The 17,687-nt window shown below is 71.9% G+C and carries 18 protein-coding genes; 8 read left to right on the plus strand and 10 right to left on the minus strand.

Going from position 1 to position 17,687, the window contains the following annotated elements; all coding sequences use genetic code 11:
- Positions 1–147: 147 nt before the first annotated feature.
- Both AB0G59_RS28405 and serB read left to right on the plus strand, forming a co-directional pair.
- The gene (locus AB0G59_RS28405; protein ID WP_360917396.1) at positions 148–1,806 is read left to right on the plus strand and encodes a streptophobe family protein; all 1,659 of its coding nucleotides are present in this window, start codon (positions 148–150) and stop codon (positions 1,804–1,806) included.
- A 124-nt stretch (positions 1,807–1,930) separates the two neighbouring features.
- Positions 1,931–3,163, plus strand: coding sequence for a phosphoserine phosphatase SerB (serB, locus tag AB0G59_RS28410; protein WP_360917399.1), 1,233 nt, complete (start codon positions 1,931–1,933; stop codon positions 3,161–3,163).
- A 44-nt stretch (positions 3,164–3,207) separates the two neighbouring features.
- Here the strand turns inward: serB and AB0G59_RS28415 are convergent, their stop codons facing one another.
- The 6 genes from AB0G59_RS28415 to fabG all read right to left on the minus strand — a co-directional run bounded on the left by AB0G59_RS28415 (position 3,208) and on the right by fabG (position 6,338).
- Entirely contained in the window at positions 3,208–3,726 is a 519-nt protein-coding gene (locus AB0G59_RS28415; protein WP_360917402.1) for a histidine phosphatase family protein, read from the minus strand.
- Between the two features lie 89 nt (positions 3,727–3,815).
- On the minus strand, positions 3,816–4,046 hold the full coding sequence (locus AB0G59_RS28420; RefSeq protein ID WP_360917405.1) for a hypothetical protein: 231 nt from the start codon (positions 4,044–4,046) through the stop codon (positions 3,816–3,818).
- 188 nt (positions 4,047–4,234) lie between these two features.
- Complete coding sequence (locus AB0G59_RS28425) at positions 4,235–4,351, minus strand: SGM_5486 family transporter-associated protein (RefSeq protein ID WP_360917408.1); 117 nt, start codon at positions 4,349–4,351, stop codon at positions 4,235–4,237.
- Positions 4,352–4,384: 33 nt separating this feature from the next.
- The gene (locus tag AB0G59_RS28430) at positions 4,385–4,726 is read right to left on the minus strand and encodes a hypothetical protein (protein ID WP_071965660.1); all 342 of its coding nucleotides are present in this window, start codon (positions 4,724–4,726) and stop codon (positions 4,385–4,387) included.
- Between the two features lie 131 nt (positions 4,727–4,857).
- Complete coding sequence (gene fabI, locus AB0G59_RS28435; RefSeq protein ID WP_360917412.1) at positions 4,858–5,628, minus strand: enoyl-ACP reductase FabI; 771 nt, start codon at positions 5,626–5,628, stop codon at positions 4,858–4,860.
- A gap of 5 nt (positions 5,629–5,633) precedes the next feature.
- Positions 5,634–6,338 (minus strand): 3-oxoacyl-[acyl-carrier-protein] reductase, encoded by a 705-nt coding sequence (gene fabG, locus AB0G59_RS28440; RefSeq protein WP_360917415.1) that lies wholly within the window; start codon positions 6,336–6,338, stop codon positions 5,634–5,636.
- A gap of 203 nt (positions 6,339–6,541) precedes the next feature.
- Here fabG and AB0G59_RS28445 point away from each other — a divergent pair, with 203 nt between their 5' ends.
- The 3 genes from AB0G59_RS28445 to tyrS all read left to right on the plus strand — a co-directional run bounded on the left by AB0G59_RS28445 (position 6,542) and on the right by tyrS (position 10,951).
- Positions 6,542–8,068 (plus strand): TldD/PmbA family protein, encoded by a 1,527-nt coding sequence (locus AB0G59_RS28445; RefSeq protein WP_360917418.1) that lies wholly within the window; start codon positions 6,542–6,544, stop codon positions 8,066–8,068.
- The gene (locus tag AB0G59_RS28450; protein WP_360917420.1) at positions 8,065–9,471 is read left to right on the plus strand and encodes a metallopeptidase TldD-related protein; all 1,407 of its coding nucleotides are present in this window, start codon (positions 8,065–8,067) and stop codon (positions 9,469–9,471) included. Before AB0G59_RS28445 ends, AB0G59_RS28450 begins: the two co-directional genes overlap by 4 nt.
- A 76-nt stretch (positions 9,472–9,547) precedes the next feature.
- Entirely contained in the window at positions 9,548–10,951 is a 1,404-nt protein-coding gene (gene tyrS / locus AB0G59_RS28455) for a tyrosine--tRNA ligase (RefSeq protein ID WP_360917423.1), read from the plus strand.
- Positions 10,952–11,045: 94 nt separating this feature from the next.
- Here the strand turns inward: tyrS and AB0G59_RS28460 are convergent, their stop codons facing one another.
- Positions 11,046–11,324, minus strand: a complete 279-nt coding sequence (locus tag AB0G59_RS28460) for a GlsB/YeaQ/YmgE family stress response membrane protein (protein WP_360917426.1) — start codon at positions 11,322–11,324, stop codon at positions 11,046–11,048.
- Between the two features lie 219 nt (positions 11,325–11,543).
- On the opposite strand from AB0G59_RS28460, the gene AB0G59_RS28465 reads away from it, so the two are divergent.
- Positions 11,544–11,918 (plus strand): DUF3099 domain-containing protein, encoded by a 375-nt coding sequence (locus AB0G59_RS28465; RefSeq protein ID WP_360917429.1) that lies wholly within the window; start codon positions 11,544–11,546, stop codon positions 11,916–11,918.
- A 229-nt stretch (positions 11,919–12,147) separates the two neighbouring features.
- Entirely contained in the window at positions 12,148–12,375 is a 228-nt protein-coding gene (locus AB0G59_RS28470) for a hypothetical protein (protein WP_071965560.1), read from the plus strand.
- Here AB0G59_RS28470 and moaA read toward each other — a convergent pair.
- From moaA to AB0G59_RS28485, 3 genes are all read right to left on the minus strand, one after another.
- Complete coding sequence (gene moaA, locus AB0G59_RS28475) at positions 12,358–13,347, minus strand: GTP 3',8-cyclase MoaA (protein WP_360917441.1); 990 nt, start codon at positions 13,345–13,347, stop codon at positions 12,358–12,360. The genes AB0G59_RS28470 and moaA overlap by 18 nt on opposite strands.
- Before the next feature lie 85 nt (positions 13,348–13,432).
- Positions 13,433–15,079 carry a cation acetate symporter gene (locus tag AB0G59_RS28480; protein WP_360917444.1) on the minus strand — a complete coding sequence of 549 codons (1,647 nt, stop codon included), beginning with the start codon at positions 15,077–15,079 and terminating at the stop codon, positions 13,433–13,435.
- A complete protein-coding gene (locus tag AB0G59_RS28485) occupies positions 15,076–15,393 on the minus strand; it encodes a DUF485 domain-containing protein (protein ID WP_360917451.1) in 318 nt (105 codons plus the stop codon). The genes AB0G59_RS28480 and AB0G59_RS28485 overlap by 4 nt, the downstream gene beginning before the upstream one ends.
- Positions 15,394–15,998: 605 nt before the next feature.
- Between AB0G59_RS28485 and AB0G59_RS28490 the strand changes: the two genes are divergently transcribed.
- Positions 15,999–17,549: a S8 family serine peptidase gene (locus AB0G59_RS28490; RefSeq protein ID WP_360917447.1), complete on the plus strand. Its 1,551-nt coding sequence runs from the start codon at positions 15,999–16,001 to the stop codon at positions 17,547–17,549.
- Positions 17,550–17,687 lie beyond the last annotated feature (138 nt).

A 17,687-nucleotide genomic window follows, 5' to 3' on the forward strand; every position in this document is an offset into this window, starting at 1 on the left:
ACCGAAAGTCGGGAGTGACGCAGAGGTGTACCGGCCCGGTAACAGGCGCCGTTGACCGATGCGAAACACGCCCTGACAGTAGTAACCGCCCACGGATACGTACGGATCATGAACATCCGGGCGACGGGCGGGCACCGGGGGGCCGCTATGACCATGACCAGCGGCAGGCGCGCGACTGCTGTCGCGGACCTGCTCCTCACCGCGATAGCCGCTGTGAGCTGGGCTTTTCTCGCCATGGCAGGGATTGCCGCACTGGGTCTGCACCTGCTGGGGGCGGATGCCGCCGGGTCGCTGGGGCCGATGACCGCCGCGGTGGTCGTCCTCGCGGTCGGTGGCTCGATCACTCCCTCGGGCTCGGTCGAAGCATTCGGGCTGACGGGCGCGGGGGCGCACACCACCATCGACATCGCGCCACTGGGAGTGAGCCTGACCGGGGCGCTGCTGCTCGGCTGGGTCTTCGCCCGGTCGCTGCGCGGGGCGGGGCCGGTGGTCCGGGGCGGCGAGCTCGCCGCCCGCGTGGGTGCGGTGGCCGTCCTGTTCCTGCTGTTGCTGGGCGGGCTCGCCTGGGCGGGCTCCTCGAGCGTCACCATCGACGGCAGCGGACTGGGCCTCGGGGCACCGGATCCCGGGAGCGGCCGGACGCGCCTGGAGATTCCCGGCCTCGGGGACATCGGGGACATCGGCGGCGGCCTGCCGGAGCGGATCGCGGGCCTGGCCGATGCCAAGGCCTCGGTGGGCTTCTCCGTACGGACCGGGCCGTCGCTGCTCGGCGGGCTGGTGTGGGTCCTCGCGGTCCTGCTGATCACGCTGCTGGCCGCCCGCCGGGCCCCGCTGCCGCGCCGTCTGCGGGCGGCGCACCGCGGCGTGCGCCCGGCGGCCTCGGCGCTGCGGGCCGTGCTGGTGCTGTCCGTCGTGGCCGGCCTCGCGGCGGCGGTGGCCGCGGCCTCGGGCGACGGCCATCCCCGGCGGGTGGCCGGTGCGGCCCTGCTCGGGGCACCGAACGGGGTGTGGCTGGGGTTGCCGCTGGGGCTGTTCGTGCCGTTGCGGGGCCGGGCGAGCGGTTCGCTGCTGCAGATGCTGCCCGATCCGCTCGACGACCTGCTGCGCATGGGCACGGACCAGACCATCACGATGGGCCGGATCGCGGACCTGGAACCCCTGGCGTGGCTGCTTCCGGTGGGGTGCGCCCTGCTGATGCTGACGGCCGGGGTGCTCACCGCCGCCCGTACGCCCCGGGGCACGGCGGGGCCCGGGGCGTTCGCCGCGCGGTGCGGGCTGTCGCTGGGGGCGGCCGTCGCGGTGGCGCTGCCGCTGCTGGTGCTGGCGACCCGGGTCAAGGCCGACGCGAGCCTGTCGGTGCTGGGCATCGACGCCATGGGCGCGGGGCTCGAGCTGGCGGGCAGCGTGCCCCTGGCGCTGGTACTGGGCGCGGTGTGGGGGTTCGGCGCGGGAGTGGCCGGAGCGCTGTTCGCCTGCGCCGCGGGTGTCGCGGGCCGGCGGGCCTCGCCCCTGGCGCAGGGGCCGTCCCCGCACCCGGACGGCCGTACCTACCCCGACCTCGCCTACCGGCCGGGGCCGTACAACCCGTCGGAGGGGTACCGGCCCGCGCGGGACGAGACGAATCCCTATCTGCGGCCGCCGGGCGAGGATCCGTTCAGCGCGCCGACGCAGACGAGCAGCTCTCCCCTGCCGCCGCCCCGCCGGCCACCGCGCCGGCCGCCGCAGCGGCCGGGGTACCGGTACGGGTCCTCGCCGGTGCCGCCGCCGGACGACCGGCCGCCGCCACCCCTGGGGGGTCGCCGGTAGGGGTCGGGGGGAGGAACCCCCGGTGACCGGCAGCGGAAGAAATGCCGCACACCGCGGCGGCAGCGTCCCGGCAGGCGGGACACGTGTACGGGTCCGGCGCGGGGCCGGATACCGTAGGAGCACCATGAGCGCATCGCAGACCCCGCCTGCCACCGCCGTCACCGGCGACGATGTCCCCACCCTCCTCGTCAAGATCTTCGGGAAGGACCGGCCGGGCATCACCGCCGGGCTGTTCGACACCCTCGCCGCCTACGCCGTGGACGTCATAGACATCGAGCAGATCGTCACCCGGGGCCGGATCACCCTGTGCGCGCTCGTGACCGCCCCCTCGGCCGGCGGCACGACCGAGGGCGATCTGCGGGCCACGGTGCACAGCTGGGCCGAGTCGATGCATCTGCAGACCGAGATCATCTCCGGCCGGGGCGACAACCGGCCGCGCGGTACGGGCCGTTCCCATGTCACCGTGCTCGGCCACCCGCTCACCGCGGAGTCGACCGCGGCCATCGCCGCCTGCATCACCGACACCGGTGGCAACATCGACCGCATCTTCCGCCTCGCCAAATACCCCGTGACCGCCGTGGAGTTCGCGGTCTCGGGTGCGGAGACGGAGAAGCTGCGCACCGCGCTGGCCACCGAATCGGCGGTGCTGGGCGTGGATGTGGCCGTCGTGGCCGCCGGTCTGCAGCGCCGGGCGCAGCGGCTGGTCGTGATGGACGTGGACTCCACGCTCATCCAGGACGAGGTCATCGAGCTGTTCGCCGCCCACGCGGGCTGTGAGGCCGAGGTGGCCGAGGTGACGGCCCGGGCGATGCGGGGCGAGCTGGACTTCGAGGAGTCCCTGCACGAGCGGGTGGCGCTGCTGGCGGGGCTCGACGCGTCGGTGGTGGAGAAGGTGCGGGCCGAGGTGCGGCTGACGCCCGGCGCCCGGACCCTGATCAAGACCCTCAAGCAGCTGGGCTTCCAGGTCGGCGTGGTCTCGGGAGGCTTCACCCAGGTCACGGACGATCTGCGGGAGCGGCTGGGGCTGGACTTCGCCTCCGCCAACACGCTGGAGATCGTCGACGGCAAGCTGACGGGCCGGGTCACCGGGGAGATCGTGGACCGGGCCGGCAAGGCCCGCCTGCTGCGCCGGTTCGCGGCGGAGGCCGGGGTGCCGCTGGCGCAGACGGTCGCGGTCGGGGACGGGGCCAACGACCTGGACATGCTCAACGCGGCAGGTCTGGGGGTGGCGTTCAACGCCAAGCCCGTGGTGCGGGAGGCAGCGCACACCGCCGTGAACGTGCCGTTCCTGGACACCGTGCTCTATCTGCTGGGCGTCACCCGCGAAGAGGTCGAGGCGGCCAACACCCACGAGTGAGCCCGATGGGGGTACGGGATGGTGCGTACCCCCGGGCGGCGCGCCTACGCGTGCGGGGCCCAGAAGGCGACCAGGCGGGCCACGCCGTGTTCGACGGACTTCCACGAGCCGGTGAAGGCGAGCACCGCCATCGCGGACGTGGGGAAGCCGGAACGGTTCATCCGCGGCAGCAGATCGGCCTCGGCCTCGCCCGCCAGGGCGTCGGCCAGGGCGTGCATGCCGGGGTTGTGCCCGATGAGCACCAGGTCGGCCACTTCGTCGGAGACCTCGTTGAGCACCGCGATCAGCTCGCCGAGGGAGGCCTCGTACAGACGGTCCTCGTAGACGGTGCGGGGACGTTCCGGGAGCTCGGAGACCGCGAGCTTCCAGGTCTCCCTCGTGCGGGCGGAGGTCGAGCACAGGGCCAGGTCGGGGGTGATGCCGGAACCGGCGAGCCAGCGGCCTGCGACGGGGGCGTCCTTGCGGCCTCGGTCGGCGAGCGGACGTTCATGGTCGGACTCGTCTGACCATTCGGCCTTGGCGTGCCGGAGGATGACGATCCTGCGGGTCGGTTCGGAGCTCATACCGTCCAGCTTCGCATGAAATCCACCGCCGGGCGCGGGGTGTTGGCAGGCTTGCCCCCGCCGGGTGGCGACCCCGTCCGCACGGGTGTTCACGGCGCCAGGCGCGCGGCGGAGTGCTGTACGAGCTGGACCACCCGCGCCACCGTGCCGCCGCCGGATCCGGGGCCGCTTTCGCCGCTGTCGGCCGAGGCCGGGGAGGCCAGCAGGGAGAACAGCGCCACGAACGCGGCCGCGGGCAGGGCCAGGGCCCACCACGGCAGCCTCGTCTGCTGCCGGGCCCGGACGCCGGCGGGGGTGTGGGCCTGCCTGCCGGTGGACATGGGGATCGCCTCCGAGGGGTGCGGTGCACCGCCGCGTCGCGGTGTACTACGAACCTACGGAGGGCGGCCTCCCGCGCCCATCCGGCAAGCCACCCACATACCCCTGACGCCCGCCCCCTAGGGGACGGTGGTGCCAGCTCCACCACGAGGGCGGACGGGCGGCGCCGACGCACGGTCGGCCGCGTGGCTCAGGGGGAGGCGATCGTCGCGATCACCGCGATGACGACGGTGATGCCGAGCATCACGCCGAGGATGGTCAGCAGGGCCTTCTGGCCGTTCTTGGGGTTCTCGTCGAGGACGGGCATGGGCACAGTCTCCCACCCCCGTCCGGACCGCCGTCATCCGGGCGTATGGGTCACCCAGGCGTGGCGTATGCCCAGCCAGCAGCGCTGGCTCAGCGAGACGTGCCGGGCGGGCCCGACGGCGACGGGCGCGGTGTCCATGCCGGGGTCCCACCAGCGGGCGCACTCCAGGTGCAGCTGGACGCGGTCCAGGACGGCGTTGCCGTTGAAGCAGTGGGCGGTGGCGCGGGAGCCCTCGACGCGGGTGTGGCACTCCGCCTCGTGCGGGGGCTCGGGGGCGGCGGCCCGGGACCCGGCGGCGCTCGCGGGCGGCGCGACCGACAGCGCGGCACTCGCCAGCAGGAGCAGTGCCGCCGCACGGCGAACAAGGACGCGCATGGCCCGTACCTCCTCCCTGCACCCCAGTGTGCGGTGGTGCGCCGCGCCGCACGACCCGGAGGCGGTCCCGGGAACGCGCGATGCCCGCCCCGGCAGGCATCCGGGACGGGCATCGCTCGAGGCGTCGGGGCTCAGGCACCCATCATGTGCACGCCGCCGTCGACGTGGACGATCTCACCCGTGGTGCGGGGGAAGAAGTCCGACAGCAGACCGACCACGCCGCGGCCGGCCGGCTCCGGGTCGGCCAGGTCCCAGCCGATGGGGGCGCGGTGGTTCCACACGTCCGCGAGCTCCTCGAAGCCCGGAATGGACTTGGCGGCCATCGACTTGATGGGGCCGGCGGAGACCAGGTTGCAGCGGATGCCCTTGGGGCCCAGGTCGCGCGCGAGGTAGCGGTTGGTGGACTCCAGGGCGGCCTTGGCGACGCCCATCCAGTCGTACTTCGGCCAGGCGATCTGCGCGTCGAAGGTCAGGCCCACGACCGAGCCGCCCTCGCGCATCAGCGGCAGCAGGGCCATGGTCAGCGACTTGTAGGAGTACGCCGAGACCTGCACGGCCGTGGAGACGTCCTCCCAGGTGCCCTCCAGGAAGTTGAAGGCGCCCTGCGGGCCGAAGGCGATGGAGTGCACGATGCCGTCGAGGGGCACGTCGTCGCCGAGGTGCTCGCGGACCTTGTCGGCGAGACCGTCGAGGTGCTCCTGGTTGGTGACGTCCAGCTCGATGACCGGCGCCGGCTTGGGCAGCCGCTTGGCGATGCGCTCGACCAGGGAGAGCCGGCCGAAGCCGGTCAGGATGACCTCGGCGCCCTCGTTCTGGGCGACCTTCGCCGCCTGGAAGGCGATCGAGGACTCGGTGAGGACACCCGTGACGAGGATGCGCTTGCCTGCGAGGATTCCACTCATGGCGATCAGTGACCCATTCCCATTCCGCCGTCGACAGGAATGACGGCTCCGGTGATGTATGCGGCGTCCTCGGAGGCGAGGAAGCGGACCGAGGCGGCGATCTCCTCGGGCTGCGCGTAGCGGCCCAGCGGGACGTTGCCGACGATTCCCGCGCGCTGCTCGTCGGTGAGCACACGGGTCATGTCGGTGTCCACGAAGCCGGGCGCGACGACGTTGACGGTGATGTTGCGGGAGCCCAGCTCACGGGCGAGCGAGCGGGCGAAGCCGACGAGGCCGGCCTTGGAGGCGGCGTAGTTCGCCTGGCCGGGCGAGCCCATCAGGCCGACGACGGAGGAGATCAGCACGACACGGCCCTTGCGGGCCCGCAGCATGCCCTTCGAGGCGCGCTTGACCACACGGAACGTGCCGGTGAGGTTGGTCTCCACCACGGAGGTGAAGTCCTCCTCGGACATGCGCAGCAGCAGCTGGTCACGGGTGACGCCGGCGTTGGCCACCAGCACCTCGACCGCGCCCTGCTTCTCCTCGATCTCCTTGTATGCCTGCTCGACCTGCTCCGAGTCCGTGATGTCGCACTTCACGGCGAGGAAGCCGGCCGGCGGCTCACCCGAGCGGTAGGTGATGGCGACCTTGTCGCCCGCCTCGGCGAACGCGCGGGCGATGGCGAGGCCGATGCCACGGTTTCCTCCGGTGACGAGAACCGAGCGGCTCAAAGGATCACCCTTCCGTTTGTTGCCATAGTGGTGCTGGATACACCGAACGTATCGGTAGTGGTCGCGGAAGGGACGATCGACCTGCGACAGGGGCGGCGCGCAGTCACTGTTGGATCTCTACAGAACCCGGTCCGGGATTACCCGGCCGCCACCCGCCGAGGGCGTGGTTCACTGCCCCCACACACCGAGAAGGAGAGTGGACCGTGCCGCATGAGATCGATCCTTCGTTCCTCGCGCTGCCCTTGCGCCCCCTGGCCGACGCGGCCCTGGCGAGGGCGCGCGCGCTGGGGGCCGAGCACGCGGACTTCCGCTTCGAGCGGGTGCGCAGCGCCTCGTGGCGGCTGCGGGACGCCCGGCCGTCGGGCTCCTCGGACTCCACCGACCTGGGATATGCGGTGCGGGTGGTGCACGGGGGCACGTGGGGGTTCGCCTCGGGTGTGGACCTGACGATGGACGCCGCGGCACGGGTGGCGTCCCAGGCCGTGGCGATGGCGAAGCTGTCGGCCAAGGTCATCGCCGCCGCCGGGTCCGACGAGAGGGTGGAGCTGGCGGACGAGCCGGTGCACGCGGAGCGGACGTGGGTCTCGGCGTACGACATCGACCCGTTCACGGTCGCGGACTCCGAGAAGACCGGGCTCCTCGCCCAGTGGAGCGAGCGGCTGCTGGCGGCGGAGGGCGTCGCGCACGTCGACGCGTCGCTGACGGCCGTGCACGAGAACAAGTTCTACGCGGACTCCGCCGGGACGACCACCACCCAGCAGCGCGTCCGGCTGCACCCGCAGGTCACGGCGGTGGCGGTGGACGAGTCCACCGGCGGCTTCGACTCCATGCGCACCCTGGCCCCGCCCGTCGGACGGGGCTGGGAGTACCTGACGGGCGCGGGCGGCTGGGACTGGGACGCCGAGCTGGCGGAGATCCCCTCCCTGCTCGCGGAGAAGATGCGCGCGCCGAGCGTGCGGGCGGGCTCGTACGACCTGGTGGTCGACCCCTCCAACCTGTGGCTGACCATCCACGAGTCCATCGGCCACGCCACCGAGCTGGACCGCGCGCTGGGCTACGAGGCCGCGTACGCGGGCACCTCGTTCGCGACGCCCGACCTGCTGGGCACCCTCGAGTACGGCTCGCAGATCATGAACGTCACCGGCGACCGGACCGCCGAGCACGGCCTGGCGACCGTCGGCTACGACGACGAGGGCGTGGCCGGCCAGTCCTGGGACCTGGTCAAGGACGGCATCCTGGTCGGCTACCAACTGGACCGCCGCACCGCCCGCCTGACCGACATGGGCCGCTCCAACGGCTGCGCGTACGCCGATTCCCCCTCGCACGTACCCGTGCAGCGGATGGCGAACGTCTCGCTGCAGCCCGCGCCGGACGGGCCATCGACGCAGGAGCTCATCTCCGGTGTGGACGACGGTATTTACGTGGTGGGCGACCGGTCGTGGTCGATCGATATGCAGCGTTACAACTTCCAGTTCACACAGCAGAGGGCATACGCGATCAAGAACGGGCGACTGGCGGGCCAGCTGCGGGACGTCGCCTATCAGGCGACCACCACCGACTTCTGGGGATCCATGGCCGCCGTCGGCGGCCCGCAGACGTACGTCCTGGGGGGTGCCTTCAACTGTGGCAAGGCCCAGCCGGGGCAGGTCGCGGCCGTGTCGCACGGCTGCCCGTCCGCCCTCTTCCGGGGCGTGAACATCCTGAACACCACACAGGAGGCCGGTCAGTGAGGTCCCGCAAGAGCAACAAGCCCCACGAGGTCGTCGAGCGCGCCCTCGAGCTCTCCCGTGCCGACGGCTGTGTCGTCATCGCGGGCGAGCACTCCACCGCCAACCTCCGCTGGGCCGGCAACGCGCTCACCACCAACGGCGTCACCCGGGGCCGGGACGTCACCGTGATCGCGACCGTGGACGGCGCCGAGGGCACCGCCTCGGGGGTCGTGTCGCGGTCGGCCGTCACCGCTGCCGATCTGGAGCCGTTGGTGCGGGCGGCGGAGGCGGCGGCGCGGGAGGCGGGGCCCGCCGAGGACGCGCAGCCGTTGGTGACGGGGGTGCCGCACTCCCCCGCGTTCGCCGAGGCGCCCGAGGAGACCTCCTCGGCCGTGTTCGACGGCTTCGCCCCGGCGCTCGGCGAGGCCTTCGCCCGGGCCCGGTCCGCGGGCCGGGAGCTGTACGGCTTCGCCCGCCACGAGGTCGTCTCCAGCTATCTGGGCACCTCCACCGGGCTGCGGCTGCGCCACGACCAGCCCACCGGGGCCCTGGAGCTGAACGCCAAGAGCCCGGACCGGAGCCGTTCCGCGTGGGCCGGGCAGGCGACCCGGGACTTCTCGGACGTGGACCCGGGGGCGATGGACGCCGAGCTGGCCGAGCGGCTGGCGTGGGCGGGGCGGAAGGTGGAGCTGCCCGCCGGGCGGTACGAGACGCTGCTGCCGCCGACCGCGGTGGCCGATCTGCTCGTCTACCAGCAGTGGTCGGCGGCGGCCCGGGACGCGGCCGAGGGCCGCACCGTCTTCTCCAAGGCCGGCGGTGGCACCCGGATCGGGGAGAAGCTCTCCCCCCTGCCGCTGACCCTGCGCAGCGACCCGCACGCGCCGGGGCTGGAGTGCGCGCCGTTCGTGCTGACCGGCAGCTCCGGCGACGACGCGTCGGTCTTCGACAACGGCCTGCCGCTCGCCGCCACCGACTGGATCCGCGACGGGGTGCTGGAGCACCTGCTGACCACGCGGCACAGCGCGGGCCTGACGGGCCTGCCCGTGACCCCTTACGCCGACAACCTGATCATGGAGGCGGGCGGCACCCGCTCCCTGGCCGAGATGGTCGCCGCGAGCGGCCACGACGGGCCGGCCCTGCTGCTGACCTGTCTGTGGTACATCCGCGAGGTGGACCCGGCCTCCCTGCTGCTGACCGGGCTGACCCGGGACGGCGTGTACCTCGTGGAGAAGGGGGAGGTCGTGGGCGAGGTCAACAACTTCCGCTTCAACGAGTCGCCGGTGGGGCTGCTGGGCCGGGCCACCGAGGCGGGCCGGACCGAGCCGACGCTGCCGCGCGAGTGGGGGGATTACTTCACCCGGGCGGCGATGCCGGCCCTGCGGATTCCGGACTTCAACATGAGCTCGGTGAGCCAGGGCGTATGACCGGAACCAAATCGGTTGCGCCGAGCAAATAGACTCGGTCTGTCCGCTGTCCGACAACCACCACAGGAACGTCACGATGACACGCCTCGGCGACTCCGTCGCGCGCGCCAGCGCACTGCTGGCGCAGGACCTCTCCACCGACTCGACCGTGGAGCAGCTGCTCACGGAGACGAAGGCGCGGCGCTATCTGGACCTGACGGACCTGCCGGCGAAGGACCAGGCCGAGCTGATCGCCGCGCGCACGGTCGAGGTGCTGCCCGCGGTGAGCAAGCTGGCCGAGCGCATCGAGGCACGCGGTGCCGAGGGCAAGGGTCTGCACATCAAGCTGGGCATCGACCCGACGGCGGCCGACGTCCACCTCGGACACGCCGTGCCGATCATCGTCCTCAGCCGCTTCCAGCGCATGGGCCACGACGTGACCCTGCTGATCGGCGACTTCACCGCCAAGATCGGCGACCCGACCGGCCGTACGGCCGAGCGCCCGCCGCTGACGGACGAGGACATCGCCGCCAACCTCGCGGGCTACCGCCAGCAGGTCCGGCCCTTCTTCGACTTCGAGAAGGTCCGCTTCGTCCAGAACAGCGAGTGGCTGGCGGACTACACCTTCCCGAAGCTGCTGGGCGTGCTCGCGCAGGTGCCGGTCTCGCAGCTGCTGCAGCGCGAGGACTTCCGCAACCGTCTGGCCGACGGCTCGGGCCTGACGATGACGGAGATGCTCTACCCCATCGCCCAGGCCCTGGACTCCGTGGCGCTGGACTGCGACGTGGAGCTGGGCGGCGCGGACCAGCTGCTGAACCTGCAGATGGGCCGCAAGCTCATGGAGGTGCACGGCCAGAAGCCGCAGCTGGTCGTCACCATGCCGCTCATCGAGGGCACGGACGGCACCGGCGCCAAGATGTCCAAGTCCAAGGGCAACTACGTGGGCCTGTCCGCGCCCGCCGACGACGTCTTCGGCAAGATCATGTCGGTCCCGGACCGGCTGATGGAGCCGTACCTCAAGGCGTGGACGGAGTGGACGGACGCGGAGATCGCGCTGGTCCTGAGCCGCATCGAGGACAAGACGCTTCACCCGATGGACCTGAAGAAGGTCCTGGCCGGCGAGGTCGTGGCCGCGCTGTACGGCGTGGAGGCGGCGATGGCGGCGCGTGCCGGGTTCGTCGCGCAGTTCTCGAAGAAGACCTTCACCGAGGTCGAGACGCCGGTGGTGGACCTCGCCGAGCACGGTGAGGAGCCCGCCACGGCTGTGCTCAGCAAGGTGCTGGGCTTCCAGCCGAGCGCCTCGGCCGCCCGCCGGGTCGCCAAGCAGAACGGCCTGCGGCTGGTGCTCGAGGCCGACGGCGGCCAGGAGGCGCTCGTGCTGGCCGAGGCCGACGCGATCCGCCCGCTGGGCGAGGTGGCCCGGGAGCTGCTGGCCGGGCGCGAGGTGACCGGGGTCTACCTCAAGGCCGGCCGCAAGATCGCCGAGCTGCGCGGGCTGTAACCCGTCCCCGCTCTCAAGGGCTCTTCGAGGCGGCCGGTGCGCATGATGCGCGCCGGCCGCCTCTTCGTTCGGCCCCGTGTTTCCGTGACCGCCCTCAGGTGGTCCTGTGCTTGTTCCCCCGCATCCCGACCCACAGCCGGTCGCCGATCGCGACCAGGATCACCGCGCCGACCAGCTGCAGCAGATGCCGGATCCAGTCGATGCCCTTGGTGTGCTCGACCCCCAGCACCGAGGCCACCCAGTTGCCGAGCAGGGCGCCGATCAGGCCGAGGATCATGGTGAGCCAGAGCGGGACCTGCTGCTTGCCCGGCAGGATCGCCTTGGCGATCAGGCCCAGAACCAGTCCGACGACGATTGCCCACAACCAGTTCATGCCGCCTCCTCGTGGAGCGATGTGGCGTGCTCCGCCATTCTGGGGCCGTGCTCCCTACGGCGCACGTCGGAGCCGCCCGTACGCCGTATGCGCACGTCGGGCGCCTGCCGGTGAGCCATCCCGAGGACGACCCGGTCTCGTACGCGGCGAGGTCGCGGCGTAACGTTGATACGTACGGGCCCGAAGGGCGTCGGCGCGGCAGTCGGGTGGTGGAACGTGATGCGGAAGCTGGGTGGTACGGAGGTCTTCCGGATCACCGGGGCCCGGCAGGGCCTGGCGGAGGACGTGCGCGGGCGGCAGCGCCGGTATGTCATCTCGATGGGCATCCGCACCCTGTCCGTGGTGCTGACCGTGATCCTGTGGAACATCGAGCGCTACGTGGCGGTGGGCACGCTCGTCCTGGGCGCGCTGCTGCCGTACGTGGCCGTCGTCATCGCCAACGCGGGCCGGGAGAACGCCCCTTCGCTGCCGGGTACGTTCGTCCCGGCGCCGACCCGTCCCATGCTGACGACGGGGCCCGCGGGCGGCGTGGCGGAACCCGTCCCGGAAGACGACCGCTCCGCGCGGCGCGATCAGGGACCCGAGCACGGCTGATCCTCCGGTTCCGGGCGGGCCGGCGGAGGACGGTGTGACAAGCTCAAGAAAACCTCAGATCAATCATGTGGATCGGTGCCCCGCGCCGGGCACCCCGTGACATACTTCGTAGGCGCTCCGCATCCCCCGTCGGAGCGACAGACCGACGCCGGGCGGCTCCCCCCGTGGCTGCCCGGCGTCGCCGTGTCTGCCGGGGCCGTGACGATCTCCGGCGTCGTAGAGTCGAGGGGTGAACTCCCCCGAGAATGCCGTGATCTGCTCCGCCAAGGGCTGCCGTGCCGCCGCTCTGTGGGTGCTGGCGTGGAACAACCCGAAGCTGCACACCCCCGAGCGCCGCAAGACCTGGCTCGCGTGCGACGAGCACCGCGAACACCTGTCCAACTTCCTTGCCCTGCGCGGTTTCCTCAAGGACGTGGTGACCCTGGAGGAGTGGGAGGCGTCAGCCTCCGATCGCTGACATCGGGCGCGCCGGCTGCAGGAAGGCCGGGTCGTCCAGGCCCGACCCCGCCTTCTTGCCCCACATCGCCTTGCGCCACAGCTCCGCGATCTCCTCGTCCGTGGCCCCCGAGCGCAGCGCTCCGCGCAGGTCGGACTCCTCGGTCGCGAACAGGCAGGTGCGCACCTGTCCGTCGGCGGTCAGCCGGGTGCGGTCGCAGGCGGCGCAGAACGGCCGGGTGACCGAGCCGATGACGCCGACGCGGGCCGGCCCGCCGTCGACCATCCAGCGCTCGGCGGGGGCGGAGCCGCGCTCAGCGCCGGGCTCGGGGGTGAGGGCGAAGCGGGTGCGCAGGCTCGCGAGGATCTCCTCAGCGGTGATCATGCCGTCGCGCTTCCAGCCGTGCTGGGCGTCGAGCGGCATCTGCTCGATGAAGCGCAGCTCGTAGCCGTGCTCGACGGCCCAGGCGAGGAGGTCGGGGGCCTCGTCGTCGTTGCGGCCGGGCATCAGGACGGCGTTGACCTTGACGGGGGTCAGGCCCGCGGCGTGGGCTGCGGCCAGTCCGTCGAGGACGTCCTGGTGGCGCTTGCGGCGGGTCAGGGCGGCGAAGACCTCGGGCCGCAGGGTGTCGAGGGAGACGTTGACGCGGTCCAGCCCGGCGTCCTTCAGGGCCCGTGCGGTGCGGGCCAGGCCTATGCCGTTGGTGGTCAGCGACAGCCGCGGGCGCGGGGCGAGGGCGGCGCAGCGCGCGACGATCGAGGCGAGGCCGGGGCGCAGCAGGGGCTCGCCGCCGGTGAAGCGGACCTCGGTGACGCCGAGGGCGGTGACGGCGACGCCCACCAGGCGGACGATCTCGTCGTCGGTGAGCAGGTCGGGCTTGGCGAGCCACTGCAGGCCCTCTTCGGGCATGCAGTAGGTGCAGCGCAGGTTGCAGCGGTCGGTCAGGGAGACGCGCAGGTCCGTGGCGGTGCGGCCGTAGGTGTCGATGAGCACGGTGTGGCCCCTCCCGCGGACTGGAAACGCTGGTACGTCGCTCGACGCAGCGTACGCGATCGTCCGCGGGAGGGCCGTACGGGCGTCAGTGGGCCCCGTACCCCGTGAGGGCGCGGACCTCGAGTTCGGCGTACTTCTTCTCGTCCGGGGCCTCCTTGGTCAGCAGGGAGCCCGCCCAGCCGAGGAAGAAGCCGAGCGGGATGGAGACCAGCCCGGGGTTGCCGAGGGGGAAGTAGTCGAAGCTCAGGTCGGGGAAGAGGGCCTTGGGGTTGCCGGAGACGACCGGGGAGATGATCACGAGGGTGACCGAGGAGATCAGTCCGCCGTAGATCGACCAGAGGGCGCCCCGGGTGGTGAAGCGCTTCCAGAAGAGGCTGTAGAGGATCGTGGGCAGGTTGGCCGAGGCCGCGACCGCGAAGGCGAGGGCGACCAGGGCGGCGGCGTTGAGGCGGTGGGCGAAGATGCCCAGCGCGATGGAGATCGCGCCGATGACGACGGCGGCGAACTTGGCGGTGAGGATCTCCTCCTTCTCGCTGGTCTTCCCCTTGCGGATGACGTTGGCCCACAGGTCGTGGGCGAACGAGGCGGAGGAGGCCAGGGTCAGGCCCGCGACCACGGCGAGGATGGTCGCGAAGGCGACCGCGGAGATCACGGCGAGCAGGATCGCCCCGCCCGTGGAGCCGGCGCCGCCGCCGACCTCCTGGGCGAGCAGCGGGGCGGCGGTGTTGCCGGACTCGTTCGAGGCGGTGATCGCCTTGGGTCCGACGAGGGCCGCGGCGCCGAAGCCGAGGGCGATGGTCATCAGGTAGAAGGCGCCGATGATGCCGATGGCCCAGTTCACGGACTTCCGTGCGGCGCGGGCGGTGGGCACCGTGTAGAAGCGGATGAGGATGTGGGGCAGTCCGGCGGTGCCGAGGACGAGCGCCAGGCCGAGGGAGATGAAGTTGAGCTTGGAGGTGCCGTCCTTGCCGTACTGCAGCCCCGGCTCCAGGAAGGACTTGCCCTTGCCGCTCTCCTCGGCGGCGCGGCCCAGGAGGGTGGAGAGGTTCCAGTGGAACTTGTTGAGGACCAGGACGGTGATCAGCAGGGTTCCCGCGATGAGCAGGACCGCCTTGACGATCTGCACCCAGGTGGTGCCCTTCATGCCGCCGATGGTCACGTAGAGCACCATCACCAGGCCGACCAGGACGATGATCCAGCGCCGTGATCCCTCGCCGGTGGCGCCGAGCAGCAGGGCCACCAGGGCGCCGGCGCCGACCATCTGGGCGAGCAGGTAGAAGATCGAGACGACGATGGTGGAGGTGCCGGCGGCGGTGCGCACGGGGCGCTGCTTGAGGCGGTAGGCGAGCACGTCGGCCATGGTGAAGCGGCCGGAGTTGCGCAGCGGCTCGGCGACGAGCAGCAGGGCGACCAGCCAGGCGACGAGGAAGCCGATGGAGTACAGGAAGCCGTCGTAGCCGTAGAGCGAGATGGCGCCGGCGATGCCCAGGAAGGACGCGGCGGACATGTAGTCGCCGGAGATGGCCAGGCCGTTCTGGAAGCCGGTGAAGGAGCGGCCGCCGGCGTAGAAGTCGGTGGCGTCCTTGGTCTGGCGGCCGGCCCAGACGGTGATGCCCAGGGTGATGGCGACGAAGACGGAGAACAGCGTGATGATCAGGGTGCGGTGCTCGCCGGCGCCGCCGGCGGCCAGGGTCTGCGCGGCGTCGGCCGCGAGAGTGGTGCTCGGGATCATTCCCCCGCCTCCATACGGGCCTTGAGGGCCTCGGCCTTCGGGTCGATCTTCGTTGCGGCGTGCTTGGCGTACCACCAGGCGATCAGGAAGGTGGTGAGGAACTGCGCCAGCCCGAACACGAGGGCGATGTTGATGTTGCCGACGACGGTGGTGTCCATGAACGCGCCCGCGTAGTTGGAGAGCAGGACGTACAGCAGGTACCAGGTGACGAAGGCGATGGTGAGCGGGAAGGCGAAGGAGCGGTGTGCCCGGCGCAGTTCGGCGAATTCGGCGCTGGCGTGCACGGCGGCGAAGTGCTCGGGCTGGGCGGGGATGGCGGGGCGGGTGGGCTCCTCGGGCTCCCTGGCTGTGGAAGGCGTCGTTCCCACGGCCTCTTCTGAGTCCACGGTCTCTCCTGAAAGGTGACGTGCGGGGCGCGAGCCGATCCTGTGACTCGGATCACGCATCGTAGAGGGACACCGCAGTATGCGACAGGGGGTGGTTCGCCGAATGTCGCAGCGGGAGCCGTGCGGGGCAAAACCGCCCGGCTTCGGCCTCGTTGACCCTGGTGTGAGCACTGCCCCGACTCCTCCTCAGCCGTCCCCAGGCCGACGCCCTTTCGGGAGCGTCAGGTTGACGGCTCCCCTGCCGGCGGTGGGTACGGGCCGTCCCACGGTCGCCCCGGCGGCGGGCCGCTGGTACGGGCCGAGGGTGGCGCTGCCCCCGTTGAGCCTGGACGCGCTGCGCCGGGCGGGGGTCCCTCCGTTCACCCGGGGTTGACGTCGCGTCACCTCGGGACGACGGGCCGTTCTTGGTCGTTCCGCCTTGTTTCTCCGGTGAATTCATTGCCCGGGGCCATGATCGGCGATAGCTTCACTCGTCATGCACCCGCCCACTCACGCCTGTGCGTGGGCGGATTTCCGGATGATGTGGAGTACCCATGGCTCATCTGCGATCCAGACGGCGGCACGCCCTGCTGGCGGCCCCCGTCGGACTGGCACTCACCGCTTCCCTCGGCTTCCTGCCCGGCGCCGCCTCGGCCGCCCCGCAGGCCGACGCCGCCCCGCAGGCCGCCGTCACGACGGACGGTCCGCTGCTGTCGTACGTCGTGAACACCACCACCGACCGCGGCACGCTCGGCAAGGTGAAGAAGGCCGTGATCCGGGCCGGCGGCACCGTCGTGGTCTCGTACGACAAGATCGGCGTCGTCGTCGCGCACTCGAAGAACCCCGAGTTCGCCAAGGCGCTGCGCGCGGTGCCGGGCGTGGAGTCGGCGGGTGCCACGCGCACCGCGCCGCTGAAGTCCGCGGCCACCACCGAGTACGGCAAGCCGGAGAAGCTGAAGCTGTCCAAGGACGGCGCGCGCTCGCTGGCCGCCGGCTCGGCCGCCAGCGGCCAGGAGCCGCTGGAGGGCCTGCAGTGGGACCTCGGCGCGATCAACGCCGACAAGGCCGCCAAGGTCAACCCGGGCAGCAAGAACGTCACGGTCGCCGTCATCGACACCGGTGTGGACGACACCCACCCGGACATAGCCCCGAACTTCTCCAGGAGCCAGTCCGCCAGCTGCGTCTCCGGCAAGGCCGACACCAGCGCCGGCGCATGGCGCCCGTTCAACCCGGACGAGGACTACCACGGCACGCACGTGGCCGGTTCCATAGCCGCGGCCCGCAACGGCGTCGGCGTTGCCGGTGTCGCTCCGGGCGTGAAGGTCTCCGGCATCAAGGTGTCCACCCCGAAGGACAGCTTCTTCTACGCGGAGAGCGTCGTCTGCGCGTTCGTCTTCGCCGCCGACCACGGCGTCGCGGTGACGAACAACAGCTACTACGTCGACCCGTGGATGTTCAACTGCCCGGACAACGCCGACCAGAAGGCGATAGCCGACGCGGTCGGCCGGGCCTCGAAGTACGCCCAGGACAAGGGCGCGGTCAACGTCGCCTCCGCGGGCAACTCCAACTTCGACCTGGCGGCCAAGGAGATCACCGACGCCTCCAGCCCGAACGACTCCACCCCGGCGTCGCGCAAGATCGACCCGAAGAAGTGCCTCGACGTGCCCGCCCAGCTCCCGGGCGTCGTCACCGTCGCGGCCACCGGTGTGAAGTCGCAGAAGTCGTTCTACTCCAACTACGGCCTCAACGCCGTGGACGTCGCGGCCCCCGGCGGCGACTCGTACCAGGTGCCCGAGCTGCCCGCCAAGGACGGCCGCATCCTGTCCACGATGCCGGGCGGCGACTGGGGCTACCTGCAGGGCACCTCGATGGCCGGCCCGCACGTGGCGGGTGTGGCGGCGCTGATGAAGAGCGCCCACCCCAAGGCCAGCCCGCAGGAGATCCAGTGGCTCCTCAAGGCGCAGGCGAAGAACCCGGGCTGCCCGACGACGGCGTACGACCCGGACGGGAAGGGTAGCTGGAAGGCCGCCTGCACCGGCACCAAGCACAACAACAGCTTCTACGGCTACGGCATCGTCGACGCCCTGGCGGCGGTCCAGGACTGACCCGGCAGCTGACCGGTGGAGGGGCCGGGCGGGCGCGGCCGCCCCGCCCCCCCCCCCCCCCCGCCCGGGCCCCCCCCCCCCGGGCCCCCCGCCCCCCCCCCCGCCCCCCCGCGCAGTGGGGGCCCGAAAGGGTGGAGG

This window comes from Streptomyces sp. NPDC021096, assembly GCF_040641275.1.
GTDB lineage: Bacteria > Actinomycetota > Actinomycetes > Streptomycetales > Streptomycetaceae > Streptomyces.

What these genes read in the sequence shown, in the direction of transcription:
- AB0G59_RS28405 (WP_360917396.1), top strand. Translation starts at nt 148, where the DNA reads ATGACCATGACCAGCGGCAGGCGCGCGACTGCTGTCGCGGACCTGCTC.
- serB (WP_360917399.1), top strand. Translation starts at nt 1,931, where the DNA reads ATGAGCGCATCGCAGACCCCGCCTGCCACCGCCGTCACCGGCGACGAT.
- AB0G59_RS28415 (WP_360917402.1), bottom strand. Translation starts at nt 3,726, where the DNA reads ATGAGCTCCGAACCGACCCGCAGGATCGTCATCCTCCGGCACGCCAAG.
- AB0G59_RS28420 (WP_360917405.1), bottom strand. Translation starts at nt 4,046, where the DNA reads ATGTCCACCGGCAGGCAGGCCCACACCCCCGCCGGCGTCCGGGCCCGG.
- AB0G59_RS28425 (WP_360917408.1), bottom strand. Translation starts at nt 4,351, where the DNA reads ATGCCCGTCCTCGACGAGAACCCCAAGAACGGCCAGAAGGCCCTGCTG.
- AB0G59_RS28430 (WP_071965660.1), bottom strand. Translation starts at nt 4,726, where the DNA reads ATGCGCGTCCTTGTTCGCCGTGCGGCGGCACTGCTCCTGCTGGCGAGT.
- fabI (WP_360917412.1), bottom strand. Translation starts at nt 5,628, where the DNA reads ATGAGTGGAATCCTCGCAGGCAAGCGCATCCTCGTCACGGGTGTCCTC.
- tyrS (WP_360917423.1), top strand. Translation starts at nt 9,548, where the DNA reads ATGACACGCCTCGGCGACTCCGTCGCGCGCGCCAGCGCACTGCTGGCG.
- AB0G59_RS28460 (WP_360917426.1), bottom strand. Translation starts at nt 11,324, where the DNA reads ATGAACTGGTTGTGGGCAATCGTCGTCGGACTGGTTCTGGGCCTGATC.
- AB0G59_RS28465 (WP_360917429.1), top strand. Translation starts at nt 11,544, where the DNA reads ATGCGGAAGCTGGGTGGTACGGAGGTCTTCCGGATCACCGGGGCCCGG.
- AB0G59_RS28480 (WP_360917444.1), bottom strand. Translation starts at nt 15,079, where the DNA reads ATGATCCCGAGCACCACTCTCGCGGCCGACGCCGCGCAGACCCTGGCC.
- AB0G59_RS28490 (WP_360917447.1), top strand. Translation starts at nt 15,999, where the DNA reads ATGGCTCATCTGCGATCCAGACGGCGGCACGCCCTGCTGGCGGCCCCC.